The 17858-nt window shown below is 59.2% G+C and carries 17 protein-coding genes; 3 read left to right on the top strand and 14 right to left on the bottom strand.

Going from position 1 to position 17858, the window contains the following annotated elements; genetic code table 11:
- Window positions 1–21 precede the first annotated feature (21 nt).
- Both flhF and flhA read right to left on the bottom strand, forming a co-directional pair.
- Complete coding sequence (gene flhF, locus ICA16_RS14125) at window positions 22–1362, bottom strand: flagellar biosynthesis GTPase FlhF (RefSeq protein ID WP_047300277.1); 1341 nt, start codon at window positions 1360–1362, stop codon at window positions 22–24.
- An 11-nt stretch (window positions 1363–1373) separates the two neighbouring features.
- Window positions 1374–3503, bottom strand: a complete 2130-nt coding sequence (gene flhA / locus ICA16_RS14130) for a flagellar biosynthesis protein FlhA (RefSeq protein WP_150601170.1) — start codon at window positions 3501–3503, stop codon at window positions 1374–1376.
- Between the two features lie 230 nt (window positions 3504–3733).
- Between flhA and ICA16_RS14135 the strand changes: the two genes are divergently transcribed.
- The 3 genes from ICA16_RS14135 to ICA16_RS14145 all read left to right on the top strand — a co-directional run bounded on the left by ICA16_RS14135 (window position 3734) and on the right by ICA16_RS14145 (window position 8082).
- Window positions 3734–6730, top strand: coding sequence for an Ig-like domain-containing protein (locus ICA16_RS14135; RefSeq protein WP_210700843.1), 2997 nt, complete (start codon window positions 3734–3736; stop codon window positions 6728–6730).
- Window positions 6731–6922: 192 nt separating this feature from the next.
- Window positions 6923–7216: a hypothetical protein gene (locus ICA16_RS14140; RefSeq protein WP_210700844.1), complete on the top strand. Its 294-nt coding sequence runs from the start codon at window positions 6923–6925 to the stop codon at window positions 7214–7216.
- Window positions 7217–7722: 506 nt separating this feature from the next.
- On the top strand, window positions 7723–8082 hold the full coding sequence (locus ICA16_RS14145) for a DUF6124 family protein (protein ID WP_150618515.1): 360 nt from the start codon (window positions 7723–7725) through the stop codon (window positions 8080–8082).
- 250 nt (window positions 8083–8332) lie between these two features.
- Here the strand turns inward: ICA16_RS14145 and flhB are convergent, their stop codons facing one another.
- The 12 genes from flhB to ICA16_RS14205 form a co-directional block, all read right to left on the bottom strand.
- Complete coding sequence (gene flhB, locus ICA16_RS14150; RefSeq protein WP_150618514.1) at window positions 8333–9472, bottom strand: flagellar biosynthesis protein FlhB; 1140 nt, start codon at window positions 9470–9472, stop codon at window positions 8333–8335.
- A 3-nt stretch (window positions 9473–9475) separates the two neighbouring features.
- Entirely contained in the window at window positions 9476–10261 is a 786-nt protein-coding gene (gene fliR / locus ICA16_RS14155) for a flagellar biosynthetic protein FliR (RefSeq protein WP_103305378.1), read from the bottom strand.
- Window positions 10262–10264: 3 nt separating this feature from the next.
- Window positions 10265–10534 carry a flagellar biosynthesis protein FliQ gene (gene fliQ, locus ICA16_RS14160; RefSeq protein ID WP_042558229.1) on the bottom strand — a complete coding sequence of 90 codons (270 nt, stop codon included), beginning with the start codon at window positions 10532–10534 and terminating at the stop codon, window positions 10265–10267.
- The gene (gene fliP / locus ICA16_RS14165; protein WP_016984314.1) at window positions 10531–11289 is read right to left on the bottom strand and encodes a flagellar type III secretion system pore protein FliP; all 759 of its coding nucleotides are present in this window, start codon (window positions 11287–11289) and stop codon (window positions 10531–10533) included. The genes fliQ and fliP overlap by 4 nt, the downstream gene beginning before the upstream one ends.
- Window positions 11289–11744, bottom strand: coding sequence for a flagellar biosynthetic protein FliO (fliO, locus tag ICA16_RS14170; protein ID WP_150602912.1), 456 nt, complete (start codon window positions 11742–11744; stop codon window positions 11289–11291). The genes fliP and fliO overlap by 1 nt, the downstream gene beginning before the upstream one ends.
- Window positions 11745–12194 (bottom strand): flagellar motor switch protein FliN, encoded by a 450-nt coding sequence (fliN, locus tag ICA16_RS14175; RefSeq protein ID WP_042558227.1) that lies wholly within the window; start codon window positions 12192–12194, stop codon window positions 11745–11747.
- Window positions 12195–12248: 54 nt separating this feature from the next.
- A complete protein-coding gene (gene fliM / locus ICA16_RS14180; RefSeq protein WP_007920032.1) occupies window positions 12249–13217 on the bottom strand; it encodes a flagellar motor switch protein FliM in 969 nt (322 codons plus the stop codon).
- Between the two features lie 9 nt (window positions 13218–13226).
- Window positions 13227–13730 (bottom strand): flagellar basal body-associated protein FliL, encoded by a 504-nt coding sequence (gene fliL, locus ICA16_RS14185; protein ID WP_150602913.1) that lies wholly within the window; start codon window positions 13728–13730, stop codon window positions 13227–13229.
- A gap of 211 nt (window positions 13731–13941) precedes the next feature.
- Window positions 13942–15309, bottom strand: a complete 1368-nt coding sequence (locus ICA16_RS14190; RefSeq protein WP_210700845.1) for a flagellar hook-length control protein FliK — start codon at window positions 15307–15309, stop codon at window positions 13942–13944.
- Between the two features lie 104 nt (window positions 15310–15413).
- Entirely contained in the window at window positions 15414–15761 is a 348-nt protein-coding gene (locus ICA16_RS14195; protein WP_210700846.1) for an Hpt domain-containing protein, read from the bottom strand.
- A 31-nt stretch (window positions 15762–15792) separates the two neighbouring features.
- Window positions 15793–17496, bottom strand: coding sequence for an ATP-binding SpoIIE family protein phosphatase (locus ICA16_RS14200; protein ID WP_150618511.1), 1704 nt, complete (start codon window positions 17494–17496; stop codon window positions 15793–15795).
- Between the two features lie 5 nt (window positions 17497–17501).
- A complete protein-coding gene (locus ICA16_RS14205; protein ID WP_150618510.1) occupies window positions 17502–17807 on the bottom strand; it encodes an STAS domain-containing protein in 306 nt (101 codons plus the stop codon).
- Between the last annotated feature and the right edge of the window lie 51 nt (window positions 17808–17858).

Here is a 17858-nt window from a genome sequence, read left to right on the forward strand (position 1 = left end):
CAAAAACGGTTCATGATTACCTCAGCCTACCTGCTTGGTCGGGCTGTGATAGATATCAGCGAACATGTCAGCCATGGCTTCTTCGCTGGGTTCTTCCTGCATTTGCACGCTGACGGCGCGGCTGACCAGTTGATGACGGCGCGGCAGATGCAAATCATCCGGAATCCGTGGGCCATCGGTCAGATACGCGACCGGCAATTCATGACTGATCGCCAGGCTCAACACTTCGCCAAGGCTGGCCGTTTCATCCAGTTTAGTCAGGATGCACCCGGCGAGCCCGCAACGCTTGTAACTGTGATAAGCGGCGGTTAGAACCTGTTTCTGGCTGGTGGTTGCCAGCACGAGATAATTTTTTGAACGGATGCCACGCCCGGCCAGACTTTCGAGCTGCATGCGCAGTGCCGGATCGCTGGCCTGCAGGCCGGCGGTATCGATCAGCACCACGCGTTTGCGCAGCAGCGGGTCCAGGGCCTGCACCAGCGACTGACCTGGATCGACGTGCGTTACCGGCACGTTGAGAATCCGGCCCAGGGTCTTCAGTTGTTCCTGCGCGCCGATGCGGAAGCTGTCCATGCTCACCAGCGCGACATTCTGCGCGCCGTACTTGAGCACGTAACGGGCAGCAAGCTTGGCCAGCGTGGTGGTCTTGCCCATGCCGGCAGGGCCGACCATGGCAATCACACCGCCCTCTTCCAGCGGCTCGACTTCCGGTACGGCAATCATCCGCGCCAGGTGCGCCAGCAGCATGCGCCAGGCCTGACGCGGTTCTTCGATATCCGTGATCATCGCCAGCAGGTCGCGCGACAACGGGCCGGACAGGCCAATCCGTTGCAGACGGCGATACAGGTTGGCTTGCGCTGGGCGGCTGCCTTGCAGCTGATTCCAGGCGAGGGTGCCGAGCTGAACTTCCATCAGCTCGCGCAGGCTATTCAATTCAAAACGCATCGAGTCCAGTGCGCGCGGATCAATCCCGCCGGACGATTGCGCAGGTGCCGGGGCCGGACGCGCCGGGGCCGCATAAGTCGGCTCGCTCAACGGTTCGGCAGCGGTCAGCGGCAGGCCGGCCGTCATTGGCAAACCGGCGAACAGCTGGCGATTGGTGTCGCCGTCGGCTTCGCCACGCAGGCTCAACTCGGCCTGGGCGGTGACGATGCGCGACTGGGTCTTGCGCAGCTCGTCTTCGAGTTCCATGTTCGGAACCCGTGGCGCCAGCGCCGACAACTTGTAATCCAGCGCCGCCGTCAGCTCGACGCCGCCGGCAATGCGGCGGTTGCCAATGATGGCGGCATCAGCGCCCAGCTCATCACGAACCAGCTTCATGGCCTGACGCATATCGGCGGCGAAAAAACGCTTAACTTGCATAAACCACTACCTCAGCCGTTGGGCCCTACTGTCGCAACGATCGTCACTTGCTTGTTGTCCGGTATTTCCTGGTAGGCCAGCACGTGCAATCCAGGGACTGCCAGGCGGCCAAAGCGCGAGAGCATCGCGCGGATCGGGCCGGCTACCAAGAGGATTACCGGCTGACCTTGCATTTCCTGCCGCTGCGCCGCTTCGATCAGCGAACGTTGCAGCTTCTCGGCCATGCTTGGCTCCAGCAGAACGCCCTCTTCCGAGCCTTGTCCTGCCTTCTGCAGACTATTGAGCAATATCTGTTCCAACCTTGGCTCCAGAGTGATAACTGGCAGCTCAGACTCAGTGCCTACAATGCTTTGGACGATTGCGCGAGATACGCCGACCCGCACAGCAGCCACCAACGCGGCGGTATCTTGACTCTTCGCGGCGTTGTTGGCGATGGCTTCGGCAATGCTGCGGATATCGCGTACCGGCACATGTTCGGCCAGCAACGCTTGCAGCACCTTGAGCAACTGCGACAACGACACCACGCCCGGCACCAGCTCTTCCGCCAGTTTTGGCGAGCTTTTGGCCAGCAATTGCATGAGTTGCTGCACTTCCTCGTGGCCGATCAGCTCGCTGGAGTGCTTGTACAGAATCTGATTCAAGTGCGTCGCGACCACGGTGCTCGCATCCACAACGGTATAGCCCAGCGATTGCGCCTGCGCGCGCTGGCTGATTTCGATCCACACCGCTTCCAGACCGAAAGCCGGATCTTTGGCGTTGATACCGTTGAGCGCGCCGTAGACCTGGCCGGGGTTGATCGCCAGTTCGCGATCCGGGTAGATCTCGGCCTCAGCCAGGATCACCCCCATCAAGGTCAGGCGATACGCGCTCGGCGCCAGATCGAGGTTGTCACGAATGTGCACAGTGGGCATCAGGAAGCCCAGATCCTGCGAGAGCTTCTTGCGCACACCCTTGATCCGCGCCAGCAATTGCCCGCCCTGATTGCGATCCACCAGCGGGATCAGGCGATAGCCGACTTCCAGGCCGATCATGTCGATCGGGGTCACGTCATCCCAGCCAAGCTCTTTGGTTTCCATGGCGCGGGCCGGCGATGGCAGCAGTTCCTGCTGACGCTTGACCTCTTCCAGCGCGACGACTTTGGCCACGTTCTGTTTTTTCCAGAACAGGTACGCACCGAAGCCAGCCAGTGCGGCCATGCTCAGGAACGAGAAGTGTGGCATGCCCGGCACCAGGCCCATGACTGCCATCAAACCCGCAGCCACTGCCAGCGCTTTCGGCGAGGCGAACATCTGGCGGTTGATCTGCTTGCCCATGTCTTCCGAACCGGAAGCACGGGTTACCATGATCGCCGCCGCTGTCGATAACAACAGTGATGGCAATTGCGCCACCAAACCGTCACCGATGGTCAGCAAGGCGTAAACCCGACCGGCATCGCCAAAGGTCATGCCGTGCTGGAAGATACCGACGGCCATGCCGCCGATGAGGTTGATGAACAGAATCAGCAGGCCGGCAATGGCGTCACCACGGACGAACTTGCTCGCACCGTCCATCGAACCGTAGAACTCGGCCTCTTGGGCGACTTCCTGACGACGCGACTTGGCCTGATTCTGGTCGATCAGACCGGCGTTGAGGTCGGCGTCGATCGCCATTTGTTTGCCGGGCATCGCATCGAGGGTGAAACGCGCGCTCACCTCGGAAATCCGCCCGGCACCCTTGGTCACCACGACAAAGTTGATGATCATCAAAATCGCGAAAACCACGATACCGACCACGTAGTTACCGCCGATCACCACCTCACCGAAGGCCTGGATCACCTTACCGGCGGCGGCGTGGCCGTCCTGACCGTGGAGCATCACCACCCGCGTCGACGCCACGTTCAGCGCCAGGCGCATCAGCGTTGCTACCAGCAGAATGGTCGGGAACACCGCGAAATCCAGTGGGCGCAGGGCGTAAACGCACACCAGCAGCACGACGATGGACAAGGCAATGTTGAAGGTGAAAAACACGTCCAGCAGGAACGGCGGAATCGGCAACATCATCATTGCCAACATGACCAGCAGCAACAACGGCACGCCCAGATTGCCTCGACTGAGGTCGGCAACGTTTGAGCGAGCACTGTTGAGTAACTGAGAGCGATCCACCGGTTTTCCCCGTTCCTTTAAAGCAAACTTTTGACGCCCAGAGCGGGCTCACGGCGGGTACTGCAAGAAGCTTTCCAACTTCTACGCAGGCTTTAAACTTTTGTTTTTTGGCTGCGCGACGGACGACCACTGGTCGGAAAATTGCAAAAACCTGTCAGATCTGACAGGTGTGAAAATCCCCCAACCCGCGTTCAATCACTCCGTCATCTTCACGACCGGAGTTCCCGCCCATGTCCACCCCTCAAATGCCCGACAACAGCACCCTGGTTCACAAGGAACTCGACATCCCCGGCCGCACCGGCCCGGTGTCCCTGAGGCCGATGGTATGGGGAATTAACCGGGCCGCTGCGCTTGATAACTTTCCCCGCCAGGGCATGTTGTGTAGGGCCGGGCCGTGGAGTTTGATGGGGGTTGGCGACAAACTGACGATCATTATGGGCGGCGATCAGGTCCGGCAAGTCACCATCGACAAGGACGAGGTCGATAAAGAACTGCAGATGTTCGTGCCTTCGGCACGCCTCACCGAAGGGACGCACACCATTTCCTACACCGTCACCCGCCTCAACCAAGGCGCCGAGCCTTCGGAGGTGATGGACGTTCTGGTCAAACTCACCCGCCCCGGCGGCCATGACGAAACCGAAGGGCCGGGCCATTCGGAGCTGATCATGAGCATCCCGAAGGACATCATCCAAGGCGGCATTGACAAGGACAACGTCGCCGCCGGCGTGCCGATCACCATCGGCAACGATGACGGCTTGCCACCTTATCCGAACGCGGCAACCGGTGATCAGATCCAAGTGTCCTGGGGTGGCGTCTTTGTGCTCAGCGAACGGCTGACCCATGAGCAGGCCGAGGGCAAAGACAAGATCATCGTTCACATCAGCGAGAAAACCATTCTTGATGCCGAAGACTCCGATCAGACGGGTCTGGCGGTGGCCTTCGAGGTCTACGACCTCGTGGACAACCGCTCCTCGGACTGGAGCTTTGCGCAACGCGTGGTGGTCACCACCGACGCCACCCGATTGGTGGCGCCGTTGCTCGAGGAAACCGTGAACAACGTGCTGGACGTCGACAAGCTGGAAAACAGAAACGGCACCGCGCAGATCGTGGCCTTTGACCTCAACAAATTCAAAGAGGGCGACATCATCATATTGCGACTCAGGTGCACTCCGGTGGAGGGCGCCCCGATCGATATCGAGATAACGGGCGAGCCGTTGTTCAACTTGCCAAGCGTTCACGTAATGACGGTGCCAAACGCTTTACTGCGGCTAATGGCCCAGTCCCTGCTCGCGATGTCCTACCGGGTGAAAAAGGCCGATGGCGCCCCCGACCTGCGATCCAAGACCCGGTTCATCAGCGTCATCGGCGAGTTGCAGCGGCTCGCGGCGCCAGTTGCGCTGGATGCGGTGTCGGGTGCGCTCGATCCGGAGTTGGCAACGGTGCGCATCAAAATTCCGTTCGACGACTCCTTCGCCGAAGGTCAGGCGATCCAGCTGTACTGGCTCGGCACCCGTCCGGACTTGACCCCCTACCTGCCCGATCTGTTGCTGCGCTCAATCACCCAAGGCGACGTCACGGCCAAACAGCCGTTGTTTATGAACATCCGTGGCTCGGAGCACCTGCCCCCGATCACCGGCGGCAAGCTGGAGTTGTACTACCGGGTGCTCATCGACGACTCGGTGCTCGGCACGATGAACCGGGTCAACCAGACCCACGCCATCCGCGAATCGATCCACGCCGAGATCCTGCAAATCGGCGAGCCGCGCCTGGAGTTGCCAGAACCAAAAGTGGACGGCGTCGTCGACGGCGTCCTGCCCCCCGACACCAACGGCACCACCCTCACCGTGGAATACACGGACACGGCCATAGGCGACGTAGCGACCTACCAATGGTTCGGCACAAAAACCGGGGGGCACAGCGACTCGGTCACGCTGAGCTCATTCACCGCCGGCCGGCCGATTTCGTTCAACATCGACGCGAAATGGATCAAGGGCAATGAAGACGGGATGGTGTCGGCGTCTTACTCCATCAAACGGGCGGCGGGAGGGACGAGTTATTCCAATGCGCTGGAGTTTCATGTCGGCGTGGCGCTGGAGCTGGAAGCGCCCGACATCAAGGAAGCTATTGGAGACAGCCTGAACCCCATCGCGGCCAAGGACACGCTGACGGCGATCATCCCCCAGTACCCCGGCATGTTGGCCACCGACATGATCAGCGTGACGTGGACGGGGGCCGCCGGCACGCCCGCGGGCGGTTCACACACCACTCCTCCTGTGCAGGTCGGTACGGTGGGAGCGAAATCCATTGAACTGGACAACAAGGTGGTGGCTTACAACCTGGGCAAGGCAGTCACGGTGCACTACAACGTAATTCGCAATGGCAGCACATCGAAACCTTCGGCATCCTTTCTGCTCAACGTAGGAGCCCTGGCGGTCGGTCACCTGAAACAACCACGGCTGTTGCAGGCAGCGAACGGCGGTGAAGGACCTGAGTTGGTGATAGAGAATGTGACCGGCGGTGCCAGCGTCCGCGTCGATGCATGGCCTCACATAGCGCTGGGGCAGCCAGTATGGCTTTATTTGCAAGGCACCAATACACAGGGAGCAGCTCATAACCACACACTACTGACCGGCGCGAGCAACCAGGTTCATGAAAGCTGGTTAACTGCTGGTTACCACACGGTCACTGCGCCCTATAGTTATCTGAAAGAGTTGAAAGATGGCAGTGAACTCAAATTGGTTTTCAAGGCTGCACTGGATAAGAACAATGATGAAAAGACGGCGATAAACTTCCCTCTCAGAGCTTATAACGTAAAGTTGAAAATCCCCTTGACGATTGATACTACTATTATGCGACTGGACGGAGTAAGGTTAAATACTCAAACTCCTGGCTCCTTACATAGAGGCGAACTTAATGGCGTGGACTTTCCAGGAAACACAGGAACACGCCAAGCTCAGGGAGGAACACCAGGATACCGTTACAGCTCGACATTCCCGCTTATCGCTGAAGTGAACAGCCAGACCGGCAAAGTAACCGGCCTTAGAAATGGCAACGCAAATATTATCGTGACCGATCAAAACAACGCGACAGCAACGTATTTAGTTGCCGTTTCGAATGTCTATCATCCTTGGGTAAGTGGGGGGGGGGCCAGCAAATCACTCCGACTACTTAGAAATACTGAAAGTACATCGCGCGCCATACGATCCGGAAATTTTAGCCGCACTTGAACTCTGCTGGAAAAAGCCGTTTTTCGAATTTGCGAAAGGGAGTGATTACACAGTTTGGTGCCAGCGAGAAGTAATTGGTGGATTGACGCTAGTGTACAACAATATTAGTAAAACCTTCACTGGCCGAAGCCCATATTCAAGTGTTCAAGGGGTAATATTTTTTGAGTTGAGCTAGCAAATTTACGAGCATTAATGGATGTGCTCGGGCTGACGTTAGAGCTGACGAGTGAAACGAGCCTGCATCTTCTGAGGCTGTATTTGACGGGCAAGATGAAAAAATCGCAGCTTTCGGCAGCCCCTACAGGAGAATATTTGTCTTCAAATAAAAAACCCCGCCGCCCCTTTGATCGGGACGGCGGGTTTTGTCGTTTCAGCACGCCATCAAACCGTATCCACCTTCAACGAATTATCATTCGACGTGCAGCTGATGATCGTCGCTGTATCGTGCCCGCTCGCAATCATTCCGCCAGTGGCTGGCGAAGTTGACGCCAGCCGACTCCAGACGAGCCGGCCATCCGCATGCTCCGATGCTGCCGCCGGTGATTCTGGAGCGAAGGGGCTTGCCCTACGAGATCGTCTTCGTCTGAGACGTTCCCGCCATTCATCGCATGCAGCTGGTGGCAGTCTGTTGCTTCTAAACGAGGACGTTTAAAAGACACTTGCAGACACGGGTTCCAGGCTACGAAGTCTTGCGCCTTTGCCTACAGCTACGCCAGAATCCGCCGGCTTGTGCGCCTTGGGCCGGATCTCTATCGTGGATCGGTCGCTGACGAATCAGCGATCGGGTTTAGCGACTCGAACTCAAGTCAAAGGTGCATCAGCGTTCCAGACTTCGTTGCGGATCTGTATTTTCGCGATTTCGTCATGGTGGCTGTATGCGGGAGACCTTCGGGTCTGCCGGGTGCCTTTGACCGGTTCGCTAACCTGCGTACAGCCGCCACCCTCCTGTTTAGCGACAGGATTTGGCGGCTCCACCTCAAAGGAGCTTCACCATGATCAAACCAACACCCAACCCGCCCGAAACCGACCCCACCTCCCCCTACGAATCCCTCGATTCCAAAAAACTCAACGAAGCCGCCGACCGCGCCCTCGATCACTATCTCTGCCCACCCGGCTCCACCCCACCGCCACGCCAAACCCGCAGGATGTACGCCGTTACCGCAGACTTCAAAAACGAGGAACTGCTGGTCGACGCCTGCGAAACACTCGCCTCAGCCAAAACCATCGCCACTGACTTCGCCCGCCTCTTGCCAGCGTCGCAGCGCAGGACGCTGTTGGGGATCGCGCAATTGATCATGCTCGGCGAGCTGGCGGTGAATCGCGTGCTGGATAATCTGGAGTTGCCAAACTAATCCCCACGCAGATCCCATGTGGCGAGGGGATTTATCCCCGTTCGGCTGCGCAGCAGTCGTAAAACCTCAAACTTCGGTACATCAGGAATACCGCACGCTCAGTTTTTTGGGGCTGCTGCGCAGCCCAACGGGGATAAATCCCCTCGCCACAATGACCTCTGTGAATGTTGGATTGGCATTTGGCCTGACATAAAAAAACCGCCGTCCCGTTCAATCGGGACGGCGGTTTTTTTGTTTCATCACGGTAATGTCAGGAATCGCGCCGCAGATCCGGAGGAATCGGCAAATCATCCTTGAGCGGATCCGGGCGCTTGCCCTTGCCCGCGCGGTATTGGCGGATCTGGTAGACGTAGGCCAATACCTGGGCAACGGCCAGATACAGCCCGCCAGGGATTTCCTGATCGAGTTCGGTGGAGTAGTAGATCGACCGCGCCAGCCCCGGCGATTCAAGCAGCATGACGTTGTTGGCCACGGCGATTTCGCGGATCTTCAGCGCCAGGAAGTCGCTGCCCTTGGCGATCAGCATCGGCGCCCCGCCCTTCTCCGAATCGTATTTCAGCGCCACGGCGTAGTGGGTCGGGTTGGTGATGACTACGTCGGCGTCGGGAATTGCCGCCATCATGCGCCGCTGGGACATCTCGCGCTGAGTCTGGCGGATGCGCTGTTTGACTTCAGGCCGACCTTCCTGATCCTTGTGTTCGTCGCGCACTTCCTGCTTGGTCATCTTGAGCTTTTTCATGCTCTCCCAGATCTGCACCGGGACATCGACCGCAGCGATGATGATCAGACCGCAGGCGAGCCACAGCGTGCTCCAGCCGACCAGTACCACACTGTGAATGATCGCCAGCTCGAGCGGCTCATGGGCAATACGCAGCAAGTCATCTACGTCCGCAGCCAACACCATCAGGGCCACGGACAGGGTGATCGAAAACTTGGCCAGCGCCTTGAGCAGTTCGATGATGGCTTTCATCGAGAACATCCGCTTCAGGCCCGCCGCCGGGTTCATCCGGCTGAACTTGGGCGCCATGGAGCCAGCCGCGAATAGCCAGCCTCCGAGGGAAATCGGTCCGATCAGTGCGGCCAACAGCAGAGTGATCATGATCGGCTGAATCGCCACCAAGGCGATTTTCCCTGACTGCAAGAGAAACGCCCCCATGGAGCCCTGGTCCATGATCACTTCGCGTGACAGCGTGAAGTTCAGACGCATCAGGTCCATCAGGTCTTCGGCAAGCATGCCGCCGAACACCAACAGCGCGCCGGAACCGGCCATCATTACAGCGAGGGTGTTGAGCTCTTTCGAGCGGGCAATCTCGCCCTTCTCACGGGAATCCTTTTTACGTTTCTCCGTGGGGTCTTCTGTTTTGTCCTGACCGCTTTCGCTCTCTGCCATGACTCAGCGCGCCCGTGCCAGTTCGCGTAGCAACTGCAAGGCCTCGGTGGCCAGCGGCTGATACTGATTGAGAATGTCTGCCAGCCCGACCCAGACGATGAACAGCCCGAGCACCAGCGTCAGCGGAAAACCGATGGAAAAAATGTTCAGTTGCGGCGCGGCGCGGGTCATTACGCCAAAGGCGATGTTAACCACCAGCAACGCGGTCACTGCCGGCAGCACCAGCAGCAACGCCGCCCCCAGGACCCAGCCGAGTTTGCCGGCGAGCTCCCAATAATGCGCGGTCATCAGCCCACTGCCGACCGGCAGCGTGGTGAAGCTCTCGGTGAGGACTTCAAATACCACCAGATGGCCGTTCATCGACAGGAACAACAACGTCACGAGCATGGTGAAAAACTGCCCGATCACTGCCACCGAAACGCCGTTGGCCGGGTCGACCATCGAGGCGAAGCCCATGCCCATCTGGATCGCGACAATCTGCCCGGCCACGGCAAACGCCTGGAAAAACAGTTGCAGGGAAAACCCGAGCACCGCGCCGACCAGAATCTGCTCGGCAATCAGCAGCAAGCCACTGAGATCGAGCGGACTCACCGCCGGCATCGGCGGCAGGCCAGGGACTATCACCACGGTGATTGCCACGGCGAAATACAGGCGCACGCGCCGCGGGATGAGGGTCGTGCCGAATACCGGCATGACCATCAGCATCGAGGCCACGCGAAACAGCGGCAACATGAACGTCGCCACCCAGGAACTGATCTGGGTGTCGGTCAGCTGAAGCAGCGATTGCATGGCTTAGCCGATGACCATCGGGATGTTTTTGTACAACTCGATGATGTATTCCATGAACGTCTGCACGATCCACGGACCGCCGACAATCAGGGTCACCAGCATCACCAGCAGACGCGGCAGGAAGCTCAAAGTCTGTTCGTTGATCTGCGTGGCTGCCTGAAACATCGCCACCAGCAAGCCCACCAACAGGCTCGGCACCACCAGAATCGCGACCATCAGTGTGGTCAGCCACAGCGCCTCACGAAAGATATCGACCGCGACTTCCGGCGTCATGGCGAGACACCTCCGAAACTGCTGGCCAGGGTGCCGATAATCAGCGCCCAGCCATCCACCAGCACGAACAGCATGATCTTGAACGGCAGCGAGATGATCAGCGGCGAGAGCATCATCATACCCATCGCCATCAGCACACTGGCCACGACGAGGTCGATGATCAGGAAGGGAATGAAGATCATGAAGCCGATCTGGAAAGCCGTTTTCAGCTCGGACGTGACGAACGCCGGCACCAGAATTGTCAGCGGCGCTTGATCCGGGGTCGCGATGTCGGTGCGTTTGGACAGACGCATGAACAACTCAAGATCGCTGGTGCGCGTCTGCGCGAGCATGAAGTCCTTAATCGGCACCTGAGCCTTTTCCACCGCTTGTTGCGCGGTGAGAGTTTCCGCCAGATACGGCTGCAGCGCATCCTTGTTCACCCGGTCGAACACCGGCGCCATGATGAACATCGTCAGGAACAGCGCCATGCCGGTGAGGATCTGGTTCGACGGCGTCTGCTGCAAGCCGAGGGCCTGACGCAGGATCGAGAAGACGATGATGATCCGCGTGAAACTGGTCATCAGGATGACCGCCGCCGGAATAAAACTCAGCGCGGTCATGATCAGCAGGATCTGCAGACTGACCGAATATTCCTGCGCGCCGTCGGCGTTGGTGCCCAGCGTGATCGCCGGGATCGACAACGGATCGGCGGCGAACGCCAGCGGCGCGGCCAGCATCAGGGCCAGCGTCAAGACGATGCGTAGCGCACCCATTACTTCTTATCCTTCTGATCCTTGCCGAGAATTCTCAGCAGATGCTGGGCGAATTCCGGCGTCGCTTTCTCGCTGGTGCCTGGCACCTCGACCGGCTCTTTGAGCACGTGCAGCGCGGTGATGGTGCCGGGGCTCAAGCCAAGCAGAATCTGCTCGTTGCCGACCTGCACCAGCATCAGACGGTCACGCGGGCCGAGCGCGCGCGAGCCGATCAGCTCGATCACCTGCCCTTTGCCCGCCGGCCCCGCCTGCTGCACCCGACGCAACAGCCAGGCGAGGAAGAAGATCAACCCCAACACCAGCAGCAGGCCGAACACCAACTGCGTCAATTGCCCGGCCACGCCACTGTTGACCATCGGCGCGGTAGCAGCGGCAGGCGCAGCGTTGCCGGTAACCGGTTCGGCGGCCAACACGCACAGGGGCAAAGCCAGCAGAGCCCAGAGAAACCTTTTCACTCAGCGCAGCTTCTTGATGCGTTCGCTTGGGCTGATCACGTCGGTCAGGCGGATGCCGAACTTCTCGTTGACCACCACTACTTCGCCGTGGGCGATCAGCGTGCCGTTGACCAGCACGTCCAGCGGCTCACCGGCCAGGCGATCAAGCTCGATCACCGAACCCTGGTTGAGTTGCAGCAGGTTGCGGATGTTGATGTCGGTGCTGCCGACTTCCATCGAGATGGACACCGGGATGTCGAGGATCACGTCCAGGTTCGGGCCGTCCAGCGTCACCGGGTCGTTGTTCTTCGGCACGCTGCCGAACTCTTCCATCGGCAGACGCGAGCCGCTGGATGCGTCGGCCGCCAGCAGTGCGTCAATTTCGGATTGACCGTCACCGGTTTCTTCCAGGGCAGCAGCCCATTCGTCTGCCAGTGCCTGATCGTCCTGGGCGTTCATATCGTCGTTCATCATTTGTCCTCGGCGGGCAAAAATTCAGCTAAATGTGGGGGTGAAAGCGCCGCTTCAGCGACGCTCGATCGGCTCGATCACCTGCAACGCGAGGTTGCCTTTGTGCGAGCCCATCTTGACCTTGAAGGCCGGCACGCCGTTGGCGCGCATGATCATTTCGTCCGGCATCTCGACCGGGATCACATCCCCCGGCTGCATGTGCAGGATGTCGCGCAGTTTCAACTGGCGACGAGCAACGGTAGCGCCGATTGGTACGTCGACATCGAGCACGTCCTGGCGCAGGGCGTTGACCCAGCGCTCGTCCTGATCGTCGAGGTCCGACTGGAAACCGGCGTCGAGCATTTCACGCACCGGCTCAATCATCGAGTACGGCATGGTCACGTGCAGGTCGCCGCCACCGCCATCGAGTTCGATGTGGAAGGTGGAGACCACAATCGCTTCGCTCGGGCCGACGATGTTGGCCATGGCCGGATTCACTTCCGAGTTGATGTACTCGAAATTGACTTCCATGATCGCCTGCCAGGCTTCTTTCAAATCGACGAAGGCCTGCTCCAGCACCATGCGCACCACGCGCAGTTCGGTCGGGGTGAATTCACGCCCTTCGATCTTGGCGTGACGGCCGTCGCCGCCGAAGAAGTTGTCCACCAGTTTGAACACCAGTTTGGCGTCGAGGATGAACAGCGCGGTGCCGCGCAGGGGTTTGATCTTGACCAGGTTGAGACTGGTCGGCACATACAACGAGTGCACGTATTCGCCGAACTTCATCACCTGTACGCCACCGACGGCAACGTCCGCCGAGCGGCGCAGCATGTTGAACATGCTGATGCGGGTGTAGCGGGCAAAACGCTCGTTGATCATTTCCAGAGTCGGCATGCGTCCACGGACGATGCGATCCTGGCTGGTCAGGTCGTAGCTTTTGACACTGCCGGGTTCGGCAGCGTTATCGGTCTGTACCAGACCATCGTCGACGCCATGCAACAGCGCATCGATTTCATCCTGGGACAGCAGATCCTGCACGGCCATGTCGTGTTCCTACTGCAGTACGAAATTAGTGAAAAGCAACTGTTCGATCACCACTTTGCCCAGCTCTTTCTGCGCCACTTCCTGCACGCTGGCGGTAGCCTTCTGGCGCAACATTTCCTGGCCGACCGGGGTCGCCAATGTGGCGAAATCCTGACCGGAGAAGAGCATCACCAGGTTGTTGCGGATCACCGGCATGTGCACTTTCAGCGCTTCCAGATCGGCCTGGTTACGCGCCAGCATGGTGATGCTCACCTGCATGTAGCGCTGACGGCCGTTCTGGTTGTAGTTGGCAACGAAGGCTGGCGCCATCGGCTCGAAAATCGCCGGCTGCTTGCCGACCGGCGCAGCTTCGGCGGCATCGGCAGGCTTGCTCTGAGCGCTGTGCATGAAGAACCAGGTCGCCCCCACGGACGCACCAATGGCCAACAACAACGCCAGCACGATCACGATGATCAGCTTGAGTTTGCCTTTGGTTGCGGGGTCTTTTACTGCTGCTGTTTCGCTCTTCGCCATGCCAATAATCCGTCACTATTCGGGTTTTCACAGTCGCACGGCAAGGCAAGAGCAAGTGTTATGCCAGAAGTGTTGGAGGCTGACGGGAGGGCGCCATAAAACAAATGTAGGAGTGAGCCTGCTCGCGATAGCGGTGTGTCAGTCAAAGGACATATTGACTGTCAGAACGCTATCGCGAGCAGGCTCACTCCTACAGGGGATTTATGATTTATCAGGCGTAATAATCGACAGCGCTGGTGCCGATCACGCTGGTGGTTTGAACGGCTGCTTCAGCAACAGCGGCAGCTGCCAGTTCTTCATCCGCCGAATCCAGTCGACCGCCGCCAGCATTGGTACGCCCGCTCTGGCCTTGTTGCGCCTGTTCCTGACCTTGCTGACCCTGCCAGCCACGGTTCTGGTCGGACACGTTGACGTCGACCTGGCCCATGCCCTGCTGGTTGAACATCTCACGCAGGCGATGCATCTGGCCGTCGAGCGCCTCACGCACACTCGGGTGCGCACTCATGAACGTCACTTGGGTCTGCTGATCCGGGACCATGTTCACGCGGATATCCAGACGACCCAATTCGGCCGGCTGCAACTGAATGTCCGCCGCCTTCAGATTGACGCTCGACAGATACATGACGCGGTTGACCACTTCTTCGGTCCAGCCGCTTTGATGCATGGCAATCGGCTGATTGACCGGCACAGCGTTCGCGGTCTTCGGTGTAGCGGCCTGGGTCAGCGCCGCCAGACGGTTAGCGAAGTCATCGACGCGGGTATCGCTGGTGGCGGACTTGAGGTCTTTGAGGCCATCATCGAGCAGACCGCTGAAGGCCTTTTCACCGCCCTGACTGGTGCTGTCCTTGTCGGTCTGCACGTCGAGCATGCTGGCCATGCCTGCGGCAAAAGTCTGCGCCGAGGTCAATTCACCGTCGACCTGCGATGGCGCAGCTTTGGGCTGGGCCTGACTGGCGGCGGAAATATGACCACCCTGCTCCATCGCCATACGCACGGCAGGCAACGAGTCGAGCGGATCGGCCGAAGGGTCGAAATCGCTGTCGGCGCTGGCCGCCGGGTCTTTGACCATACCCGGCAGCACGGCAACTTCCGGGGCTTCGTCCTGGACCGGTGCGGCCGCTGCAACCACTGGAGCCGCTACCACGGGCGCCGTCATGGCCGGTTGCACGATGGCAGCCAACGCCGGATCCAGCGCCGGGTCGACCACTGGGGCGTCAACGACAGTGGCGTCGGCCACCGGCGTCTGTGCGCCATCGTCGCTGGCAGCCTTGTCGTCGCTCGATGCCGCCTGATCAGCAGGCAACGCCTTGCCGCTATCGGCAACCGTCGGCTCGGGAGCGGCAGACTGATCGGTGCCGACGTCCTTTTTGCTGCTGGTGTCTGCAACCTTGTCGCGCGTCGATTTCACCGAATTGTCAGCAGAGACGGCAGGCTTGCCTGAGCCCTGATCGGCAAACACTTTAGCGAAGCTTGAAGCCTTGGCCCCGGCGTCTGCAGCCATTGCCGACGTTTTGACAGACGCGGCCTGAGCCTTGGCCTGGGCGGCGCTCTGAAGAACAATGTTGGGGGTCGCAGGCATGAAACGGTCTCCGCTGCACTGGGATCGAAGGTACAGTTATGGAGTTATTAGCAAGCGCCGGGCCATATTGGCCCGACACTTGAGAAAAGCGCCGAAAGGAGGCGTCAGTGAAGGTGAATGTGCTGTCGCTCGTTTTCGTAAACAGGGCGCACATTGTCAAATTCGCCGCTGATTTCAGCCACCAGTTTGACGTTTTCTGCCGCGCTCTTGTTTTTTGCGTCGGATTCAAGCTCCTGGCACAGCGCTGCCAGTCGAACAGCCCCCATATTGCTGGCGCTGCCCTTGAAGCTGTGAGCAACCTCCGAAAGAACCCGGGCATCAGCGGTCTTTTGCAGCTCATGCAAACGGATTTCGGAATCGCTCAGGAAGGTATCCAGCAGGTCCGGATAACTGTCTTCCATCACTTCGCGCAAGGTATCCAGTACCTCGCGATCAACTTGTTTATCTGCCACTTGCTCACTCCTTGATCAAGAATTGCGCCGATTATGCCTCAACCTCCCAGAAAAACTCCACGTGGGCACTACGACCTTCGTCCGACCAACTGGCGTTGCGCCCCAATTGACGGACTACGCTGACACCACGCCCCGACAAACGGACACCGTCCAGCGGTCGCTCCATCACCCGCGCCACATCAAATCCCTTACCGCTGTCGTCGACACGAATGACCAGACAGCCACCTGTGCCTTGCGGTCTGACTTGCAAATGCACACGCACATAGCCGTCCTGCAAGACCTCCAGACGCGCGTTGCGCTGTTCATAATAGCGGGCGAAGCCTGCGGCATCGCGCTTGAGGCTGGAATCGAGCCCCAATACCCCGTGCTCCAACGCATTGGAATACAACTCCGCGAGCACGCTGTACAACGCGCCGCTTTGCGTGCGCAGGCCGTGCACTTCCAGAAGCAACTGCAGCAGGTAGGGCAACGGGTTGTAACGCCTGAGCGTAGCGCCGCGGAATTCGAAGCTCACCGACCAGTCCAGCGGGCTCAATTGGCCACTGTCCGAATACACCGGCGCCGGCGGATTAACCTGCGCAGGCTCCAGCAGACTGACCTCGACCATGCTGACATCGTCACGAGCCTCGCCGCGAAAATCCCGCAGTGCCCGCTCAATGTCCTCGAACAGCCGATCCGGCTCACGATTGGCGGCGAATACTTGCTGTAGGCGCTCGACGCCGAACAACTGGTCGCTGGCATCGCTGGTATCGATCACCCCGTCGGACAACAGGAAGACCCGATCACCGACGGCCATCGGATGCACTTGCGTACCGCCATCAAATGCTTGCGGGCTGAGCACACCCAGCGGCAGATGCCGTGCGGCCAACGGTATGCGTTCGCCACTGGCAATCCGGTGCAGATAGCCGTCCGGCATGCCGCCGTTCCACACCTCGACCGAGCGCCGTTGAAAGCTCAGGGACAGCAGCGTCGCGCAGCAAAACATGTCGACCGGCAAAATGCGTTTGAGCTTGGCATTCATCTCTCGCAGGGTTTCGGACAAGCCGTAACCCTTGGCTGTCATGCCATAAAACACTTCCGCCAGCGGCATGGCCCCCACCGCAGCCGGCAAGCCGTGCCCGGTAAAATCGCCGAGCAGCACATGCATGTCACCCGCTGGCGTGTACGCCGCCAGCAACAAATCACCGTTGAACAGCGCGTAGGGAGATTGCAGATAGCGGATGTTCGGCGCACTCAAGCAACCGGAATGCGCGACCTTATCGAATACCGCTTTGGCAACACGTTGCTCATTAAGCAGGTAGTCGTGATGTTTGGCGATCAGGTCGCGCTGTTGCAGCACCGTGGCCTGCAAGCGGCGCAAGCGATCCATCGCCTTGATTTTGGCGGCAAGGATCACCTGGTTGTAGGGCTTCGCCAGAAAGTCGTCGCCGCCAGCCTCCAGACAGCGAGCCAGCGCTTCACTTTCGGTGAGCGAGGTCAGAAAGATGATCGGTACCAACGTTTCCCCGGCCAGTGCCTTGATCTGCCGCGCGGCTTCGAAGCCATCCATCACCGGCATCATCGCGTCCATCAGCACCAGACTCGGTTGCTGGCGACGGAAGATTTCGACGGCTTCGCTACCGTTGGCCGCCGTCAATACTTCATGGCCCTGACGACGGACGATGGTCGACAGCAGCAGCCGATCGGCAGCGCTGTCTTCGGCGATCAGGATTATCAGCGGCTCTTGGGCCTGCATGGCCGTCAACTGATGTCGAACAGTTTGTCGAAGTTGGAGATGGCGAGGATTTTGCGCACGTCGGAGTTGCTGTTGACCACGCGAATATCGGATTCATCGCCACCGGCGTGATCGCGCAGCAGAAGCAGCATGCCCAGCGCAGAACTATCGAGGTAGGTGGCTTCTTTCAGGTCGACGACGAAGGACTCAGGCTTTTGATTGAGTCGCTCGTAGGACTCGCGAAATTCCTGATGACGACCGAAATCGAATCGCCCTTTGACTGAAATCGTTGCCTTGTGACCATCGGGAGAGACTTCTGTAACGACTGACATTGACTGGCTTCCTTGTCATTAACAAACGTCTACAAGGTTTAGCACTTGGAC

It is taken from the genome of Pseudomonas anatoliensis, assembly GCF_017976235.1.
Lineage (GTDB): Bacteria > Pseudomonadota > Gammaproteobacteria > Pseudomonadales > Pseudomonadaceae > Aquipseudomonas > Aquipseudomonas anatoliensis.

Bases quoted from the DNA above. Each gene is read 5' to 3' on its own strand.
- fliL (WP_150602913.1), bottom strand. From the start codon at position 13,730: ATGGCGAAGAGCGAAACAGCAGCAGTAAAAGACCCCGCAACCAAAGGC.
- ICA16_RS14135 (WP_210700843.1), top strand. From the start codon at position 3,734: ATGTCCACCCCTCAAATGCCCGACAACAGCACCCTGGTTCACAAGGAA.
- fliP (WP_016984314.1), bottom strand. From the start codon at position 11,289: ATGGGTGCGCTACGCATCGTCTTGACGCTGGCCCTGATGCTGGCCGCG.
- ICA16_RS14200 (WP_150618511.1), bottom strand. From the start codon at position 17,496: ATGCAGGCCCAAGAGCCGCTGATAATCCTGATCGCCGAAGACAGCGCT.
- ICA16_RS14140 (WP_210700844.1), top strand. From the start codon at position 6,923: ATGGATGTGCTCGGGCTGACGTTAGAGCTGACGAGTGAAACGAGCCTG.
- fliN (WP_042558227.1), bottom strand. From the start codon at position 12,194: ATGAACGACGATATGAACGCCCAGGACGATCAGGCACTGGCAGACGAA.
- ICA16_RS14145 (WP_150618515.1), top strand. From the start codon at position 7,723: ATGATCAAACCAACACCCAACCCGCCCGAAACCGACCCCACCTCCCCC.
- flhB (WP_150618514.1), bottom strand. From the start codon at position 9,472: ATGGCAGAGAGCGAAAGCGGTCAGGACAAAACAGAAGACCCCACGGAG.
- flhF (WP_047300277.1), bottom strand. From the start codon at position 1,362: ATGCAAGTTAAGCGTTTTTTCGCCGCCGATATGCGTCAGGCCATGAAG.
- ICA16_RS14205 (WP_150618510.1), bottom strand. From the start codon at position 17,807: ATGTCAGTCGTTACAGAAGTCTCTCCCGATGGTCACAAGGCAACGATT.
- ICA16_RS14190 (WP_210700845.1), bottom strand. From the start codon at position 15,309: ATGCCTGCGACCCCCAACATTGTTCTTCAGAGCGCCGCCCAGGCCAAG.
- fliM (WP_007920032.1), bottom strand. From the start codon at position 13,217: ATGGCCGTGCAGGATCTGCTGTCCCAGGATGAAATCGATGCGCTGTTG.
- fliQ (WP_042558229.1), bottom strand. From the start codon at position 10,534: ATGACGCCGGAAGTCGCGGTCGATATCTTTCGTGAGGCGCTGTGGCTG.
- fliR (WP_103305378.1), bottom strand. From the start codon at position 10,261: ATGCAATCGCTGCTTCAGCTGACCGACACCCAGATCAGTTCCTGGGTG.